Source organism: Desmonostoc vinosum, from assembly GCF_059505385.1.
On record NZ_JCACKM010000138.1, the window covers coordinates 1 to 18,216 of the forward strand.

15 protein-coding genes are annotated in these 18,216 nt (G+C 39.9%); 7 read left to right on the forward strand and 8 right to left on the reverse strand.

The window, feature by feature from the left end; all coding sequences use genetic code 11:
- Positions 1-154 precede the first annotated feature (154 nt).
- On the reverse strand, positions 155-1,468 hold the full coding sequence (locus tag AC5JMF_RS20345; protein ID WP_495797534.1) for a TldD/PmbA family protein: 1,314 nt from the start codon (positions 1,466-1,468) through the stop codon (positions 155-157).
- Between the two features lie 80 nt (positions 1,469-1,548).
- On the opposite strand from AC5JMF_RS20345, the gene AC5JMF_RS20350 reads away from it, so the two are divergent.
- Entirely contained in the window at positions 1,549-1,689 is a 141-nt protein-coding gene (locus AC5JMF_RS20350; RefSeq protein WP_495797535.1) for a hypothetical protein, read from the forward strand.
- Positions 1,690-1,815: 126 nt separating this feature from the next.
- On the opposite strand, the gene AC5JMF_RS20355 is transcribed toward AC5JMF_RS20350, so the two are convergent.
- On the reverse strand, positions 1,816-2,682 hold the full coding sequence (locus AC5JMF_RS20355) for a Tab2/Atab2 family RNA-binding protein (RefSeq protein WP_495797548.1): 867 nt from the start codon (positions 2,680-2,682) through the stop codon (positions 1,816-1,818).
- A gap of 381 nt (positions 2,683-3,063) precedes the next feature.
- Between AC5JMF_RS20355 and AC5JMF_RS20360 the strand changes: the two genes are divergently transcribed.
- Positions 3,064-4,818, forward strand: coding sequence for a serine/threonine protein kinase (locus AC5JMF_RS20360; protein WP_495797536.1), 1,755 nt, complete (start codon positions 3,064-3,066; stop codon positions 4,816-4,818).
- 170 nt (positions 4,819-4,988) lie between these two features.
- Complete coding sequence (locus AC5JMF_RS20365) at positions 4,989-5,648, forward strand: hypothetical protein (protein ID WP_495797537.1); 660 nt, start codon at positions 4,989-4,991, stop codon at positions 5,646-5,648.
- Positions 5,649-5,698: 50 nt separating this feature from the next.
- Here the strand turns inward: AC5JMF_RS20365 and AC5JMF_RS20370 are convergent, their stop codons facing one another.
- Both AC5JMF_RS20370 and AC5JMF_RS20375 read right to left on the reverse strand, forming a co-directional pair.
- The gene (locus AC5JMF_RS20370; protein WP_495797538.1) at positions 5,699-6,097 is read right to left on the reverse strand and encodes a hypothetical protein; all 399 of its coding nucleotides are present in this window, start codon (positions 6,095-6,097) and stop codon (positions 5,699-5,701) included.
- A gap of 14 nt (positions 6,098-6,111) precedes the next feature.
- Positions 6,112-6,981, reverse strand: coding sequence for a M48 family metalloprotease (locus tag AC5JMF_RS20375; protein WP_495797539.1), 870 nt, complete (start codon positions 6,979-6,981; stop codon positions 6,112-6,114).
- Positions 6,982-7,414: 433 nt separating this feature from the next.
- Between AC5JMF_RS20375 and AC5JMF_RS20380 the strand changes: the two genes are divergently transcribed.
- A complete protein-coding gene (locus AC5JMF_RS20380; protein ID WP_495797540.1) occupies positions 7,415-7,639 on the forward strand; it encodes a hypothetical protein in 225 nt (74 codons plus the stop codon).
- 257 nt (positions 7,640-7,896) lie between these two features.
- On the opposite strand, the gene AC5JMF_RS20385 is transcribed toward AC5JMF_RS20380, so the two are convergent.
- Positions 7,897-9,954: an NAD-binding protein gene (locus tag AC5JMF_RS20385; protein WP_495797541.1), complete on the reverse strand. Its 2,058-nt coding sequence runs from the start codon at positions 9,952-9,954 to the stop codon at positions 7,897-7,899.
- Positions 9,955-10,064: 110 nt separating this feature from the next.
- Between AC5JMF_RS20385 and AC5JMF_RS20390 the strand changes: the two genes are divergently transcribed.
- Together AC5JMF_RS20390 and AC5JMF_RS20395 are read left to right on the forward strand one after the other, a co-directional pair.
- Positions 10,065-10,991: a ribonuclease D gene (locus AC5JMF_RS20390; RefSeq protein WP_495797542.1), complete on the forward strand. Its 927-nt coding sequence runs from the start codon at positions 10,065-10,067 to the stop codon at positions 10,989-10,991.
- A 295-nt stretch (positions 10,992-11,286) separates the two neighbouring features.
- Entirely contained in the window at positions 11,287-12,129 is an 843-nt protein-coding gene (locus AC5JMF_RS20395; protein ID WP_495797543.1) for a tetratricopeptide repeat protein, read from the forward strand.
- A gap of 300 nt (positions 12,130-12,429) precedes the next feature.
- On the opposite strand, the gene AC5JMF_RS20400 is transcribed toward AC5JMF_RS20395, so the two are convergent.
- On the reverse strand, positions 12,430-14,088 hold the full coding sequence (locus tag AC5JMF_RS20400) for a sodium:solute symporter family protein (protein WP_495797544.1): 1,659 nt from the start codon (positions 14,086-14,088) through the stop codon (positions 12,430-12,432).
- A 9-nt stretch (positions 14,089-14,097) separates the two neighbouring features.
- On the reverse strand, positions 14,098-14,349 hold the full coding sequence (locus AC5JMF_RS20405) for a DUF4212 domain-containing protein (protein ID WP_495797545.1): 252 nt from the start codon (positions 14,347-14,349) through the stop codon (positions 14,098-14,100).
- Between the two features lie 706 nt (positions 14,350-15,055).
- Between AC5JMF_RS20405 and AC5JMF_RS20410 the strand changes: the two genes are divergently transcribed.
- Entirely contained in the window at positions 15,056-15,661 is a 606-nt protein-coding gene (locus AC5JMF_RS20410; protein ID WP_495797546.1) for a site-2 protease family protein, read from the forward strand.
- Between the two features lie 223 nt (positions 15,662-15,884).
- On the opposite strand, the gene AC5JMF_RS20415 is transcribed toward AC5JMF_RS20410, so the two are convergent.
- Entirely contained in the window at positions 15,885-17,864 is a 1,980-nt protein-coding gene (locus AC5JMF_RS20415) for a hypothetical protein (RefSeq protein ID WP_495797547.1), read from the reverse strand.
- Positions 17,865-18,216 lie beyond the last annotated feature (352 nt).

Genomic DNA, 18,216 nt, shown 5'->3' on the forward strand with positions numbered 1-18,216 from the left:
GAGCGTCAGCGTTAGCGACGCAGGAGCGTCGCGTCATTACGAATTACGAATTACGTTAGCGTTAGCGAAGCGGTAGCGAGTCCTCGAGCGTCAGCGGTAGCGAGTCTTCGAGCGTCATTACGAATTACGAATTACGAATTACAAATCCCCCAATTCAATTATTCCTCCCGGTAGTAGATAGTCCTTCTACTATAAGAGAAGGAGTGTAACAAGAACCGTTCCAATCAGCATCTCCACCTAGTTTAACCACTTGTTTGAGGGCTGCATAGATGTTGCCGGCAACCATTGTATCTTTAACGCGCCCAATTACACGACCATTTTCCACACGGTAGCCTAAATCAATGTTGATGGAAAAGTCTCCAGAAATACCGCCACCGCCACCCAGCATTTGATCTACAATCAAGCCATGATCTAGCAGTTGAATTAAGTCTTGTAGCGATGCCGAATCTGGCTTAACTAGGAAATTAAATAAGCCTGGGGTGGGGTAACTGCCCAAACTAGGACGAAAACCATTTCCAGTGGTATCGATACCTAGTTGGCGTCCGGTGGTGCGATCGCAATAGAAATGTTGTAGTATTCCATCTTTGATAAACACTAAAGAACTAGTGGAAGTACCTTCATCATCAAAAGGGCAACTATAAGGCCCGGCTTCTGGATCTTGGTAGAGGGTAAGACTAGATGCAACTACTGGTTTACCCAGGCGTTCCGCCCAAGGAGAAGCTGTTTCTAGGACTCTTTTACCATTTAAAGCTGCTTGTACAGTACCCCAAAGCATATCAGCAGCTTTAGAAGTAAACAAAACTGGAACTCTACCTGTCGGAGGTGGAACATTTTCTCTCGACCAGATTAACCTCTGTAAAATTTGGTTAGCTAATTTTTGAGGTTCGAGTTCGCCCCGTTGGGTTTGTCCATCGGAAACACTTAAAAAATCATCACCACGTACCCATTCAGCTGACATGTAACAGCTCAGAGTAGTGTCGGTGTAGTGGCAATCTAGACCTCTGGTATTGACAAGTCTGGTAGTTTCAACATCACATTCCCAGTCACCATTACATAGTACATCTGGGTAGACATTACGAATCAGAGCGATCGCTTCTTTACCCCAGTTGACTAAAATCTCAGGTGGCACAGCCTCGCCCAAATTTGGGTAGGCTGGCTGAAAGTTGCTGCCTAATTCTACTGGTTCTGGTTGATTGAGTTGACTTAAGGCTAAAGCTCGTTCCACCATTAATTGTGGTGGAACAGAGCCATAAGCTACAGTCAGCCCAGGACACCCATTTCGCCAGAGCCGCAGTGCTGTTCCTTCAGATTGGCTAGTTTCTAGTTGTTTGAGTCTGTTTGCTTCAAAAAACACTGGTCGAGAAAGCGATCGCGATTGATACACTTCAGCAACTTCTGCTCCGGATTTGATGGCTAATTCCAGCAGATGTTCTGCTAGCGTATCTTGTGACATATTTTCAGAACCCATGACCCTTAGTGAATTGTGGATTGTGGATTTTGAATTGCAGATGTAGACTCCCCTAGAGCGGTTGACCGCAAGGTAGACTGATGGACACAGATAATTTTCAAGAATTATCGGTGTGTTTGGTGCAGTTGCAATTTAGAACCACAGATCAACGCGGATGGACGCAGATAATTATCCCAAATCATTGGACTGTCTTATACGAATTCGTAATTAGTAATTCGTAATTCGTAATTAAGAAACTTCGATTTCGTCTGGGTTTCCAGATTTTGTAGATGAGGAGATGAAAGAGGAGAACAAGCAGGGGAGGCAGGGGGAGAAAGAACAAACACCAATTCCCCACTCCCTACTCCCTACTCCCCATTCATAATTTCTTGCAATAGCCAAAAACCAGCGAAAGATTCTGCTTGGGGGTTGGACTGTACACCGATAAAATGCACTCCATTGGCTTTTTGCTTAGCTTCTTCAAAACCTTTAGCTTCAGCTAATATCTGCGGGTTTTTGATGTTTGCCAGAATCCAACTTTCAGTAGCGCCAGTCTCTAGGAGCAATCTTGCTCCCAAGCTGGTGTCAAATCTCAAAAAAGCTAACTCTAAACCAGACATCCAACCTGCGATCGCTAAGGCTCTCGATGAGAAAATCAAAATACCAGGAATGCGGGTATCAGGCGGTATCTGTGCTAATTCCAGTGGGAAAGCGTCACCAAAGCTAATTTCCCACTCTGGCATTTCTGCAAAATCATTAGCCTCTAAGCTCACAAATACCCATTGCTCTCCTGTTAAAGCATCTGGTAAACGTTGAGGCAAGGGATTTTCTAAGCGTACTGAAGGATTTGTCCCTCCTTGATACCCTGGTTCTTGAGGATATACCTCTTCCATCCGCTGTTTTAACCATTGATTGAGAATCAGGGTACGGCGGCTAGGCTGAACAGCAATTCCTAAGTCTTGGCAGGCTTTGGTAATCATATTGGTCATTTGGCGACGAAAAAAGCGGATTCTCGTTGGTGCTGCTTCGGCTTTGTTAATTGCCTCTTGTAGTGCTGTCCGCAACCAACCTGAATTTACCTGGGTGCTAGGGCAATATTGAGCATAACGAAACAGAGAATCTGTTTTCGTATCTACACCCAAAGGACTTTCGCACACCAAAACTTCCCAAACTTTTTTTTGATTTGCGTCCAAAATTGGACGGGAGTAAAAATCTATTTCCCAAATGCTGCCCATGTTTTGTGGTGAAAATCTGGTGATTTCATATTTTTCTGATATTTTGATCATAAAGGGCGATGGGCAGCGTCATACCAAGTGGATAGATGAGAAGTCGGTAAGTATAAAATTTAAAGTTGCATGTTTAGGAAAACCCGAGCGTGTCAAGAATCACGCCCGACTTCAGCTCGGTGAGTATGTCAACTCATTCACTTGAGGCGGTTTTTGGGGATAGACATAGCTATCTTGTCTGTTGCGTTGATAATAGAGAAGGAGCATTAGTTGAGCATGTCTACTTAATAACATAATGTATAAATCAGCATCAAAGTAAATGCTCAGGCACTTAAAAGCACTATTTTAAGTGCTATTTGAGTATCTAAAATGATTTAAAGGTCAAAAACCTTGATTTACGCTCGTTTTAAGGTTCACTGCATAAATCCTGATTGTCAACGCCCTTATCCTCAGCCTTGGGGAAACAAATTTTGCAACAGCTGTGGCGCACCGCTACAGTTGTTAGATCGTTATGTCCCACTTCAGCCTTTGGGTTCGGGAGGATTTGCCCAAATTTACACGGTTTGGGATGAAAAAAATCAAACAGAGAAAGTACTGAAAGTTTTGGTGGAAGATTCACCTAAAGCATTAGAATTGTTTACGCAAGAGGCCGCCGTTTTAGGTAGTCTATTGCATCCTGGTGTTCCAAGAGTTGAGGCGGATGGGTATTTTCAAGTAAATTTATTTAATCCTAAACGTCGCCAATTAGCTTGTCTGGTGATGGAAAAAATTAATGGACGGACTCTAGAGGAGATGCTCAAAGATTATCCTCAAGGGTGCCCAGAAAATTTAGTATTAAACTGGTTTGTCCAAGTAGTTAAGATTTTACAGGAATTACACAAACGCCAAATTATTCATAGGGATATTAAGCCTTCTAATTTAATGTTGGATACTCTGTTGCCGGATGCGCTACCTCAAGGTGGAACAGGGAAAGACCGATTAGTATTGATTGATTTTGGAGGGGCAAAACAATTTAGTGCCTCAAAGCTACGTTCTCAATCTAGTTCTACTAGGTTATTTTCTTCTGGTTACAGTCCACCAGAACAAGTGACTGGGGGTAATGTGGGGCCACAAGCTGATTTTTATGCCCTCGGTCGGACAATGATTGAACTGCTTACAGGCAAATATCCACCAGAGTTAGAAGATCAACAGACTGGGGAATTGCGCTGGCGCGAAAGGGTGAATATTAACCCGCAATTGGCAGATTTGCTGAATGAGATGGTACAAGAGAATGTACGATCGCGTCCGACTAATGCAGCAATTATTCAAAGGCGTTTAACAAAAATTATCCAAGCATCTTCACAAAAGGGGCTATTTTCCCAACTGCGAGACACTACCAAGCTATTCGCTACACAAGTATCCCGCCAGTCTACTTTATTGAAACAAAATGTTAAGCAAGCTGGATCTGACTTGACTCAATCTGTTGGTCAAACTACTTTTTTCGTCGTGAAAACGATTCTCAAAGTTTTCCAAGCTTGCGTGGCAACAATTTGGGCGATGATTTTGACTGGTGCTGGCGCTTTTATGGGTGCGATCGCTGGTTTTATTTTGGCCTATCGGACAAGCTTAGGCAAGCAAATTGTGGAATTGATGCGATATCAAGTAAATGAGTTGGTTCCCAATACTCAACCTGTTTTTGGGGCTGATATTCTGGTGTTCATTTTTGCAGGGCTGGGAACTGCTTGGGGTTTGACTGTATCGGGATGCTTTGGACAACGACGGCGATTTTTGGTAGCGTCGTTGATGAGTATGATTAGCTATGGATTCGGCTGGCTAGTCTTGCATTTAATTACACCCAACGACAGCGGTGAGGGCTTGGTAGCATTTATTTTAGTTGCTGTTTCTTTATTTACCTTGAGTTTGGGTCTTCGCAGCCATCACTTAGTTTATACTGTGGTTGCTTCCTTTGGCAGTGCGATCGCTTATGCAGTTTTAATATTTTTAAAATTGGTACCAACTATTTGGCAATTTTCTCTACAACCAAGCTGGTCTGAATTATGGACACCTGTAGCTTTTTTTGGTTGTGTTGGCACGTTTGCGAGTTTTTGGTTAGGGATTAGCTATTACATCATTGTTCCTGGGTTGCGCTTTTTGGGGTGGCGTTAAATAATTCGTAATTCGTAATTCGTAATTCGTCTTTTTCCTGTTCCTTGTTCCCTGTCTACACAAGTATGTTCAGTTATCAAGTCGGATTTTTATATTGAGTAGTTGAAGGTTATTATTTCAAGCCTAAAACTATAATTGAAGTATGAATGTTATAATTCGGTTTTTGAATTATGCCGATGTATTGCAACGGCGGGAATCAACTTATTTTAGGTTTGACTAAACAAAGGATAGTCAGGTTAGGTTTAGTCAGTCTTTGTGTAGCAACTTTTAGCGTCATTCCTGTGGGGTCAGTAAAGGCTGTTGATGAGCAACCAACAACAAAAGCATCCACAGAAATCCCAATTGTCAAATCGGCAGCTTTAGGTACTGACTTGAATGTACCTTGGTCGCGACCTGTGAGAATCCAAGACCCCTTTGAAGGGGAATATGTTGGGATATTTGACAGACATCAGTTTTACAAGCGTTTACTCAATACTAATGCCAAGGTTGATGTTGTCAGCCTCTGGAGTCGAGATTCGGTACGCTTTCTTTTGGCTTACCGCGATCGCGATTGTTTATCTAGCAAGAGTTTCTATAAAACTATAGTTACTAACGATTGTGTAGTATCAAATGCTGCATTGAAAGTAACTAACCTTTATCTAAAAATTGAAGACAAAATTTTCCGTCTAGAAGGAAAGAATAGCACATTTAGTGTCAACAATGAGCTAGCAAATGCTTTGAAGAATTCACCGCCAAAAAATGTGAATATTAGACTTGTCGCGGAAAGTGGAGAAACTATAGACAGTGAAATAGGTAAAGGTACTGTCAAAGCTTGGAAAGAAATTTATTAAGTATTTATCAAAAAATCCAGAGACGCGCCATGGCGCGTCTCTACTGTTAATTAATTGTGAGGGCGGGGTGCATTGAAGGCTTCCCAAGCAGCTTTGGTAGCAGCCTGAAAGCGATCGCTTAAATCTGCTAATTCTTTAAGTAGTAGATGCAAGTTTTTGTCTGTTTCGTCTTGAATTACTGCCCAAGAACGTTCTAAGCGATCGCGTTCGATTAATTTTTCTCCTTCAATCGCTTCTCGTGCTTTGCGTACAGCATTCAAATAGGTTTCACGGGTGAGAGTACCTGCTGACTCTGCCTCTGTTTGGGCACGTCTTTTGAGTGCTTCAATCAGCGCTTTGGTTTCGTGCTTCACTTCATCGGTTTCACCGACCATTTCGGTTTCCACCATTTCGTTAGTTTGAGAACTAATTTCTACTACCACTGTGGATTCGATGTTGCCGTCGTTCATAGTTAAAAAATCCTTTAATAAACTGTCGTCGCTAATTGCTGTTCTAATTTCAGCAACTGTTGAACTCGTACTTCAGTAGAAGGGTGACTAGAGAATAAGCTACCTAAAAATTGTCCAGAGATAGAATTGATGATTAATAACGGTTCAAAAGCTGGATTAGCATTTAAAGGCATCTGTCGTGCTGTAGCTTCTAGCCGTTGTAGCGCCCGTGCTAAGGCGCGGGGATTACCTGTTAATCTTGCAGAACCAGCATCAGCAGAGAATTCGCGTGTGCGCGAGATTGCTAATTGAATGATTGTGGCAGCGAATGGTGCAAGTAATACGGTTAATAAAACTCCCAAAGGATTTGCACCTCTGTTACTATCTCGTGAACCACCGCCAAACCATAAGCTGTAACTCACCATTTGTGCGAGAAAAGATATAGCACCAGCAACAGTTGCAGCAACAGCTTGAGTTAACGTATCACGATTGATGATATGAGTTAGTTCGTGAGCAATTACGCCTTCGAGTTCATCCTCTGGTAATATATTCAAAATGCCTTCTGTAACAGCAACAGCAGCGTGTTCAGGATCGCGACCTGTGGCGAAGGCGTTAGCAGTTTGACTAGGGACAATGTAAACTGCTGGCATAGGAATATTAGCGCGATCGCTCAATCTCTGCACCATCTGATAGAGTCCTGGTGCTTGTGAAGCACTCACAGGTTGAGCGCGATAAACTGCTAATGCAATCTTATCTGATTGATACCAAGAAAATAAGTTGGTTACTGCTGCTAGACCAATTCCTATAATCAAGCCACCAGTACCACCAATTACCCAGTAACTAACTGCAATCAATAAGCCACTAAGCGCAGCCAATAAAGCAGCAGTTTTCAATTGATTTGTCATATTTTTGCTCTCCTACTAATGCTGTTTTAGATTTTTTAGTCTTTATTAGACAACAGCATTACTCAAGCCACACTCCGATTGTATCTAGCTAAACTCAGATTTATGGTGAAGAAAACCTATCAGATGAGTACGGTTTTCCCACTTATGTTATGAAAATCTCATCAAAGGAGGGGACAGGGAATAGGTTTTCTGAAAATGCACGTATTCATCATCACAAATATATTTAACAATTTGTTGTAGCTAAAATCCTGAAAACGATTGACCTATTGAAAGCTTCAGATTTGCATCATGCTTATGGATGAACATATTAATCATAAAATGCTGCTTATCAACATAAATTGATTATGCGATCGCTCTTGAGGAAGAATAACTAAGTAGAATATTTTTGTATCGATATGATTATCAATCTATTTAGTAGCTGGAGTTAATTCTGATGTTGATAAAAGTTAAAAATTGGCAAATAGTAACAGCCTTAAGTTTTCTAAGTACTGTATCTCTACTCATGCTATCTGCCAAAATAGAAACTTATGCTGCACTAAATACAAATTTAAATCATGTCACACCAAAACCACATCAAACAGACTATTTAATTGTCAAAGACGAAGATAATGATGAAGATACTGGTGATCACATCTATAAAGGTTTGAAACCCATGTAGGTGGGTTTTGTTTGTGTAGACCTGTTTCTAACCGCTGCTGACGCGGTTAAGTTGACACCAATGGCGTCTTACTTGCCCAGTATTTGCAAGTTAAATGTGGAACAGCTTAAGTAATTCGTAATTCGTAATTCGTAATGACGCTCGCGGACTCGCTACCGCTGCGAAGCGCGTAATTAAGTTTTGTAATGGGGATTTGACCCCAACACAAAACTTGCCGATTATAGAACTGGGGGACTTAAACCCACGGAACTTGTTAATTACGAATTAATCTGAGCTGTGACTCTTAATTTACTCAATCTTCGTACTAAACGCAGAGCTTGATGTTTATATAATGCCATAGGTAACTGTCCCGGCAAATTATGCATGAATATTCTAGCTATATTTATACTACAGCCAGAAATCACACTTATTTCATTTGCACCGTCAAAAATAGCATCTTGAGCTAAAGCTTTCTCGACCTTTACATACCAAGTACGTGGTAACAATTCACCTCGTTCAATTCGTTGAAGACTATTGCTATTTGCTAAAACAATTAGACGATCGCCAGCAACCAGTCTGATATCATCAGTAGGCATTAACTTAACAGGCGATCGCCTATACTTTTGATAGAGGATTGGCACAACACCATAACCATAGGCGACTTCAGCTAATAGTAATCCATTGAGTGTATCACCAACCTCAATTATGTACTCCACTACCAAAATAGTCTGATTATCAAAGTGAAATAAACTGAGAATATTTTCCCCAAAAGCTGCAGCCGCGAAAACTTCTGCGGAAATTACAGAGGTACACAGAACTTGAGCATAGGGAAATAGCCGTGCTATGTTCTCACTAAAACGCCGATCATAAGTACGAATGATCACGTGAGTATCAGGACTTTGAGCATGAGCCATCAAAGCTATTTCCAAATTTTCCATGTCATCGTCTGTGACGACTATAATACTTTTACTTTTGGCAAGATTTACTTTATTTATAGCTTCGGCAATACTACCAATAATCAGTGGTATTTTGTTGAGCAAATCTACGTTAATGCCAGTGCTACTAATACCCACCAAAGGTTGCTTGAGTTCTTGTAACAAAGCAGCAACTTGTTGACCTACTCGATTAAATCCAATGACTACAACATAATCTTTTTGAGGCATTACTGGTAGGTAGCTACTAAAAAATTTAAATCTCAAACTTAAGAGAGTATCAGTTAATAAGGCATATAATACTCCCACAAAACCTATACCAGTCAAAGTTAATCCGAGACTAAATAATCGTAACCATCCTGGCATGTGTTCGGCTGGTTCTGGCTGTATTTTAAAGTTAACTCCGCCAAATAAATCTCCATATCCTCCCAACAGCAATACCGCAGTAGCATAAAATGCTTCTATTAGGTTAATTTCAGGATAATTTAAACAATAAACGATTGTGCCAAAACACCATAATAAAAGTACTGTAATGCTACAAATTATTGCTAATCTCAAACTTTGATAACGTTCTAATTTTTGCCACAATTGCGCGATTTTTTGTTTAAATTGATTCTCAGTTATTACCGATACAATCACTTGCCACAATTGCTGACAGCTAAAGCGAGATTGAGTAACAATTTGTGGCGAACGAGTCACCTCTTCTCTAACTTCGATATAAACAATAGTATCGCCAGTATGTAATATTGCTTCTGGTTCCCACTGATAAAATTCTGTAACCGAATTAGATGAACTATTAGTGTGATGTAATACCCTACGAGATGAGGTATTAAGTTCATATAAATGCTGATGATTACTCCAGCGATCGCTTGCTTGCATTCGATGCTTTACTACCTGAAGTTGGCGTCCTTCGAGTGTGAAATATCCAATATTTTCGTCTCCAAGAGCTGCAATAGCAAAGCCAGAAGCAGATAGTTGATTGGGCTCAAAAGCAATAAAATTACCGAGATTTTGACTTAAAAGTTCATTCAGATTTTGCTTATCAGAACGTACAACAAGACGCACTTGAGGATTGAGAAGTCGTGCTGCAAAGGCAGCTTCTATATTAACTCGCTCATCACCAGTAACTAAAAGCACAGTTCGGCATTGACAAATTTGTGCCTGTTCTAGAATGTTTGCTTGACGGCAATCTCCGATTAGTAAGTGTTCTAATAAACTTAATACGTCCGGTACTTGCCAATTTTTGGGCTGTTCTTGGTCGATGGCATTGACAATAACACCATATTCCTTGAGAATAGCAACACAATGCTGACCCAAACTTCCTAGTCCACAAACTAAAAACCGATCTAACTTAGTTTGAGAATTGTTAATAGGCTGATCGCTACTTGCTGACGATGGCAGCATATAATATCGCCAGTGGTATGTACTATTTAACTAAATCTTATTTATATCGTACCTTTTACGGGTAAATTATGCGTTCTTGATTTGGGAAAAAACTCCGTATATTTATACTAATGCCTTATCTCACAGACGCTAGCAAAATTCTTTCACTTGTCGCTGAATATACCACAGCCCAAACTCTGTGGATTGATACAGAAGTGGCTGATTATAAAAGCCGTACTCCTAGATTGTCACTGATTCAGGTATTGGATGATCCTCAAGATATGAGTGGCGATCGCGTTTACCTTTTAGATGTCTTAGATCAGCCTGATATTATAGCAGAATTTATTGAAAAAATTATGACAAATCCTGCTATTGAAAAGGTATTTCATAATGCTAGCTATGATTTGAAACTTCTAGGAAACAAAAAAGCAAAAAATATCACTTGCACTTTAGATATTGCCAAAAAAATTCCTTACTATCTTTTACCATTACCCAACTATCAACTCAAAACTCTTGCTACAGAACTTTGTCAGTTTAACTATATCGATAAACAGGAACAAAGCAGTAATTGGGGAAAGCGACCCTTAACTGAAGAACAGATAGAATATGCTTACCTAGACTGTATTTATCTAGCTCAAATACATAAGCACTTACTAAAACTACAAGCAGAAAATAACCCTGATCCGGCAGCAGAAGATTTAATATACCTGGGTGGAAGATATACAGAATTTGAGCAGCAATTAAAGGTGCTAAATTCTGAATTTGAGCATTTGCAAGAGCGCATTAAAAAAGCTATGCAGGCTCAGAACATAGCGGAGACTAATTATTGCAAACTGACTAGTTATGAGCGTACAACAATCAAAGTTGCATTTACAGAATTAGTCAAATTAGTACAAAACCAAGAGATTAATTTCGATTTTCCTGTAACACTAACTCAGAAACTTCAAAAAGATTTGGGTAATAACCTAGAACAATTGTCTGTGGATATTGACAAAACTATTGCTTGGCGATTAACTCCCAAAACTGAGGAAAGTGATGTTGAGCGGAAAGAGTATTAAATAAACGGCGTTGCTGAATCATGGGATGAAATATGATGGATTGAAATCTCAAACTCTTTATTCTCTCTGCGCCTCTGCGCGGCAGTCGCTACAACGGGGGGAACCCCCGCAACGCGCTGCCTTGCCTCTGCGTGTTAGCGTAGCGGGGCGTAGCCCGATAAATCATCCCGCAATTATGCAACGCCAAATAAACTTATAGTTGCTTGGTGCTGATTTATCGCATATCAAGACGGAAAACTTAAAACGCAGTAAAAATTTAGTTCCCATTACTCAGGTGTAGAGTAGATAGCAATTTATGAAATGGTGCTTAATGGAGGAAAACTGGATAAAGATTAGTAAAGGATTTACCATAGCTGCTTTGACCACATTAAGCGCAATTATCAGCGTTTCTTGTAGTAAAAACAATAATGATGTGTTGGTGACAGAGATAGGTATTACTTCCTCTAATCGTCGCTCAACTCAAACATCCAGTGCTGGTAAGTTGTATGTTCAGGGACAGAATCAGCACCTCAAAGGCAACTCAAAAGCAGCGATCGCCTCTTATACTAAAGCCATAGAACTGAATCCCGAATATGGTGATGCTTACAAAAGCCGGGGATTAGCTCAATTTGATCTAGGAAACAAACAAGCAGCGATTGCAGATTACACTGAAGCTTTGCGGATCAATCCCAAGGACGCTGAAGCCTATAATAATCGGGGTAATGCTCGCGCATCTTTAGGGAACCATCAAGCAGCAATTCCAGATTACAACGAAGCAATTCGTCTTGCTCCCAAATATGCCGAAGCCTACAATAATCGAGGTAATGCTCGCGCTGCTAATGGAGATAAAAAAGGAGCGCTAGATGATTACAATCAAGCTGTTACCTTCAATTCTAAATATGCGATCGCTTACAATAACCGGGGTAATGCTCGCGCCGCCAGTGGAGATTTCAAGGGAGCGATCGCCGATTATAATCAAGCCATTCGTCTCAATGATAGCTTTGGCCCCGCCTACAACAACCGAGGAAACGCCCGTGCCGCCAACGGAGACATAGAAGGTGCGCGTCAGGACTTCCAACAAGCAGCAGCCATCTTCCGCAGTGAAAATAACACCGACTTATACGAGCAAGTTATGAGTAATATTCAGAGGTTGCAGTGATTGGGGAGTGGGGGGAGATGAGGGAGTAAAAAGCTGGGGAGGCTGGGGGGAATAACAAACACCTATTCCCAATTCCCCATTCCCTCAGATCTTGCACCTTTCAAACTGTCAGTCGCAAAACTTACCTAATTGTTCGGCTTCGCTCTCTACCGCCAGGGATTGTAAATCCCTGTCTTATAGCAAAAGTCCATTAGAAATGGACTAAATGCAGAGACAAATAGATATGTAATTTTTATAACTTTATTGCGGCAGACTCATTATTTTCACTGGCAGGTGCAAGATGTGAGTTCCCCAATTAAACTACGCCTCCTCAATCGTTGGACTGCGTAAGTCTTCCACGAGGGCTTGAATTTCTAGTGGTGGGGGTGGTGTGAGGCGAGAAACTACGAAAGTCACTACTAAGTTGATTAGCATTCCTAAAGTTCCTATTCCTTCGGGGGAAACTCCAAAGAACCAGGGTTGTACGCCTGCAAATTTGACACCCACAATATAGACGATTGTAAAAATTAAACCCGTCAACATGCCAGCGATCGCCCCTTGGGAATTGGTGCGCTTGTCAAAAATCCCCAGGACGATTACCGGGAAGAAGCTAGCGGCTGCTAAACCGAAAGCAAAAGCCACCACCTCACTCACAAAACCCGGCGGATTCACCCCAAAGTATCCTGCTAGAACAAGGGATAGCCCAATCATCACGCGCCCGACAAACACCCGTTTTTGTTCTGAGGCACTTGAATCTATAATCCGATAATAGACATCGTGAGCAACAGAACTAGAGATTACCAACAACAAACCCGATGCTGTAGACAAAGCAGCGGCTAAACCACCAGCTGCTACTAAGGCAATCACCCAAGGAGCAAGTTTAGCTACCTCTGGGGTTGACAGCACGATAATGTCTCGGTCAATCTTAATTTCGTTGGTGTCTTTACTTGGGGTTAATTGCAGACGCCCATCTTTATTTTTGTCCTCGAATGACAGTAGTCCAGTTTTTTCCCATTTGGTCGCCCAGTCTAGCTGCTGCACCTCTGCAATTGTCTGATTATGTAGAGAATCAATTAGGTTATAGCGGGCAAACATCGAAAGGGCGGGAGCAGTGGTATAAAGAATCGCAATGAATAATAACGCCCAACCAGCGGAATAGCGAGCAGCACGCACGTTAGGTACTGTGTAAAAACGCACAATAATATGAGGCAAGCCCGCAGTGCCTACCATCAGTGCAATGGTGGTGAACAGTACATCTATCATAGACTTGTTCACAAATGCTTGAGTGTACTCTTTAAACCCAAGGTCAACTTGGATTTTATTGAGCTTATCAGCAATATCACTGAATGTAAACGCAAGCTGGGGAAAAGGATTACCAGTAAGTAACCAAGCGATCGCGATCGCTGGAATCAAGTAAGCGACGATTAACACGCAGTACTGCGCGACTTGTGTCCAGGTGATGCCCTTCATCCCCCCCAAGACAGCAAAAAAGCCCACAATCACCATGCCGATGATCACGCCTGTGTTGATGTCTACTTGTAGGAAGCGGCTAAAAACAATGCCTACACCCCTCATTTGTCCAGCAACATAGGTGAGTGAAACAAAGATAGCTGCAATCACTGCCACTAAACGAGCGACATTAGAGTAGTAGCGATCGCCCACAAAATCTGGCACAGTATACTTACCAAATTTCCGCAAGTAGGGAGCTAGCAGCAATGCCAATAATACATAGCCGCCAGTCCAACCCATCAAATAAATAGAACCGTCATAGCCTAAAAAAGAAATTAGCCCTGCCATCGAAATAAACGAGGCCGCAGACATCCAATCAGCAGCAGTGGCAGCACCATTGGCAATTGAAGGTATCCCTTGACCTGCTATGAAGAAGTCTTTAGTATTTTCGACTCGCGATTGCCAACCAATGTAGATGTATACAAGAAATGAAAGTCCAACTATTAAAATCGTCCAAGCTTCAACTGTCACCGTTTTTCCTCACTTTTTATTATACTTGCGGTCTATATTGTCCATTTGGAAGGCGTAAATAAAAATCAATCCCACAAATATCAGGATTGATCCTTGCTGTGCCATCCAAAAGCCAAAAGGCACACCAAAAAAGCGGAACGTATTTAATGGTTGAACCAACAAAATACTGAAAACGAGAGAAACTAGTGCCCAAACAATTAAAAGATTGCGAATTAAAGCTGTATTAGCACGCCAATAAGAGCGACGCTGATGTTCATCCATTGTTGTTTATCGTCAGTGCATCAAAAATAATACCAAGAAGCAGATATTATACCGTCTAATTTATGATTATTTTCTTAATTATTTAGAAGCAATATAGTTGCACTTGGTAATAAAAATAACTAGTCGAGGTTCTAAGTATCAGGTTAATCCATTCAGATCAAACCATTGGAAATAGCGATCGCCTATGCAGAAAAGCAACAATGCATATCACATACAAATTAAAAAAATATACATTATTTAAAATTAATTCAGTATTAATTACTAGGCTGTTTAGCGTGCTAAATGCTAAAAACCCTTTTTTATAAGCTATGAAAAACAATTAGGCATAACACAAGTGAGTTAATTTTAATCTTAAATAATTACCAAAATATACAGTAGCTAGTTACGTAATTATTTTCATAATATTAGTATAAACAGCAAGTTATTACACTGATGAGGCATGACCAAAACATAGCCAATTGATTGACTAAAGCAACACCTGTTTTAGCTGTGAACTTCCAAAAATTCACCTTCAACAGACTTTCTGGAATCTATCGTGTAAGTTTTGTATTTCATCCTCAGATAACAGGGATAAGCTAAAAAACATCTAAATTACATAATCAAATTAAATAAAACTCTTGTGGAGTGGGCATCTTGCCCGCTCTAATTATGCAAGTTATATGTGGAACAGCTTAGCATCTGAACCCAATAATACTAGCTAAAATACATGTTTATCGAAACATTAATTACTGAGCCGATTCTATTTCTGAGAATCGTCGCTATTGTCATATTTTCTATTACCTTACATGAACTTGCTCACGGCATAGCTGCGATGAGTCAGGGAGATAACACTCCCCAAAAAACTGGTCATCTTACACTCAATCCCGTAGTTCATATGGGTTGGGGGTCATTAATTTTTCTTTGCCTCACTGGTATAGCTTGGGGGCAAATGCCTGTAAATCCTTCTAAATTTCGTTCTGCCAAACTAGGCAATATTTTAGTGTCCGCAGCTGGGCCATTGTTAAATCTGGCTTTAGGCATCATATTTACCATAGGACTCAAACTTTTCTTTGCTCCTGGTATTTCGGGATTCTTAAGTTTTGAATTTATTTATTTAGCTGCTCAAATCAATTTAACTTTATTTCTGTTCAATCTTCTACCAATTCCACCACTTGATGGCTTTCATGTTTTCAGTGAGATTTTTCCTCAGTTAAAGCCATTAGAAAATACCCAATTTGGCATCTTTGCGATGATGTTTTTATTTATAGTTCCGGGTTTAGGCATGGGACTCAATGCTCTTGCTAATTTATTCATACAAGCAATGATTAAATAATTCGTAATTCGTAATGACGCGACGCTCCTGCGTCGCTACCGCTGACGCTCGAGGACTCGCTACCGCTTCGCTAACGCTAACGCTATCGAGGACTCGCTCTAAGCGAAGCTATGCCGCAGGCTTTACGCTGCGCTAACGTAATTCGTAATGACGCGACGCTCCTGTGTCGCTAACAAGGATAAAGCTGTTTCATCCTTTATCCTTCAGCTAAGGCTTTGCAAACTTATTTTTCTACACCGATAGCAAGTTTTTTGCTGTAATACTCAGTTTTACCATACACACTAATAATACTATCGCCAACTACAAAAAATGTGCCTGTTTGCTCATTTTTAGAAAACTGTAAATCAGGATATTTAGCAGCTATCTCCTCAGCATTCATAGCTTTAGTTACCATGTTATTTGGTAGCAATCCCGTGGCACCAATATAAAATACTAAAGGGGAGATTTTTTCTTGATATATTTGGTTGATATATTGCTCTAGCTTGGTGCTTGCTGCCGTCAATACTGTCACCATTTCTTCTTTGCTAACTTGCTTGCCATCTTGTTTATCTTGTAATATCTGCACCAAACTGTCAGCACTGACTTTTGTCAAGATATTTGCAACTGTTCCGTTTGGTCTCAGTCCGAGAAAGTCGTCAAAAATTGGTTTCATCAATTCATCGACTTTGGTTATTTTGGTACGAGATGAAAGTAACTTATGTCTAAAACCAATATTTTCATCAGATACCATTCTTAAGTTAGGCTTAGTGAAAATTTCTCCAGTTTCTTTGTCATAAGCTCGATACATTCTGTTGAGGAATTTATTAGCAGAATGCAATTTACTGAAGTTAATAATGTCTTGGCTACCAATATCGATTTTGTAGCTCACTCGTGAACAAATAATACCACTCACTAGAGCTTGTTTGATATTAGTATATTCGTTAGTTGTGGGAAAATTTGTATAAATATTATTAGAAAGACAATGACTTTTCAAATCATCTAATTGTGCTGGTACAAATGTATCTGACTCGCCTTTTAGGTGAGCATAAATAATACTAGCAAGCACTTTGATTTCTGCTAGCTGAGAGAATAATCCATCAATACTGCTATAATTTTTGTCAATCGGTACAAGCGGCAATGTATCTAGTTGAATAATGTATGCAGAACGAAAATCAAATTCTTCTGCTTCTATAACACCTTTTTCTTTGAGTAACTTAAAGGTTTTCTGATTACTAATTTTGACTTTTAAGGCTTTGATATTGATTTGTCCATCACTGACAATTGTGTAATTATTGAAACTCGCTAGGTCGTTCGTTAGTAAACCTGCAACCTCTAAAATCGGCGTTGTATCTTCAAGTTTGACAAGCTTAATTTTGCGGTTGACAAGCAGGTTAATAGTAGCGGTATTACGATTTAATTCAAATACACCCATACCAATATATTCGCTGTCATCAATATATTCTGTTTGTAACCAAGGCTTAATCAGTTCCTCATTTTCATCCCTGATTCCTGCAATTCGTTTGATACTTTTTCTTTGATAATTATCTTGTAAATGCTTGATGTTGATGATGATGTTGTTGCGATGCTCCTCAAAAATTTTAATGAGTTCTAGCACAGAGATTTTGTGATTTACCTGTACATAATCAAGAATTTCATACTTTTGTAAAGAATTTGGATAAAATAAAATACTGTCAATATCTTGAGCAAATTTTGCGATATCTTGACTGGTGAGTGCTTTAGCGTGTTTTTCTATAAGAGTCGCATTCAAAGTACTTGCGATCGCATACTTGGCAATATTTAAATTTCCTTCAGCTAAATTAGCTTTGGCAAAGGCGTAAACTGATTCATGATTTTGTGCTATAGGTACATCTCGAAGTTGATGATATACATCTTTAGTAATTAATTGATATTTATAAATTATTCCTTCATCTTCTGGCTTAACTCCATATAGCTTGAGTGTTTTATGTGTACCATAAATTTGCTTGGCAATTCTAGAAAAGAATACTTGATAGGTGTATTCTTTTGCTAGTGGTTCTGCCACAGATGTTGCCGTCGTACTATCTAAAACTTGATAAATTTCTTTGATTTGGTATTTATCGACCAAATAGTAATACTTCTCTTGTCCTGCTAAATTGTAAAGAGTAAACTTTGTTCTTTGATTAGAGCCAGATTTGTGATTTTTTAAAAAATTACAAACCAAAATTTTCCCAGTTTGATTTACCATATTTCCACCTGCTAATTTTATTATCAATATTGCAACTATTCTCAAATAACAGTTGCTGAAGTTTGAACGCTTCAGAAATAAGTTGTTATAGCTATGAAAGTTTGAAGTGTAATATTACCAGCGATTATTCGCTCATAAAAAACTGCAGAAATCCGTAAGAGGATACTTTTTTTATTAGGTAAAACTGCGAGGCAGTTTCCCCTCGCAGTCAGTAATATTTGTCTGTATAGTACAATTGTACCATAAAAAAGCAATTTATCCACGCTCAAAGAATACTAAACCTCTTGCAAAAGTTCTTCTCTGCGTCTGGTGCGCGGCAGTCGCTACAACGGGGGGAACCCCGACGCGAGTT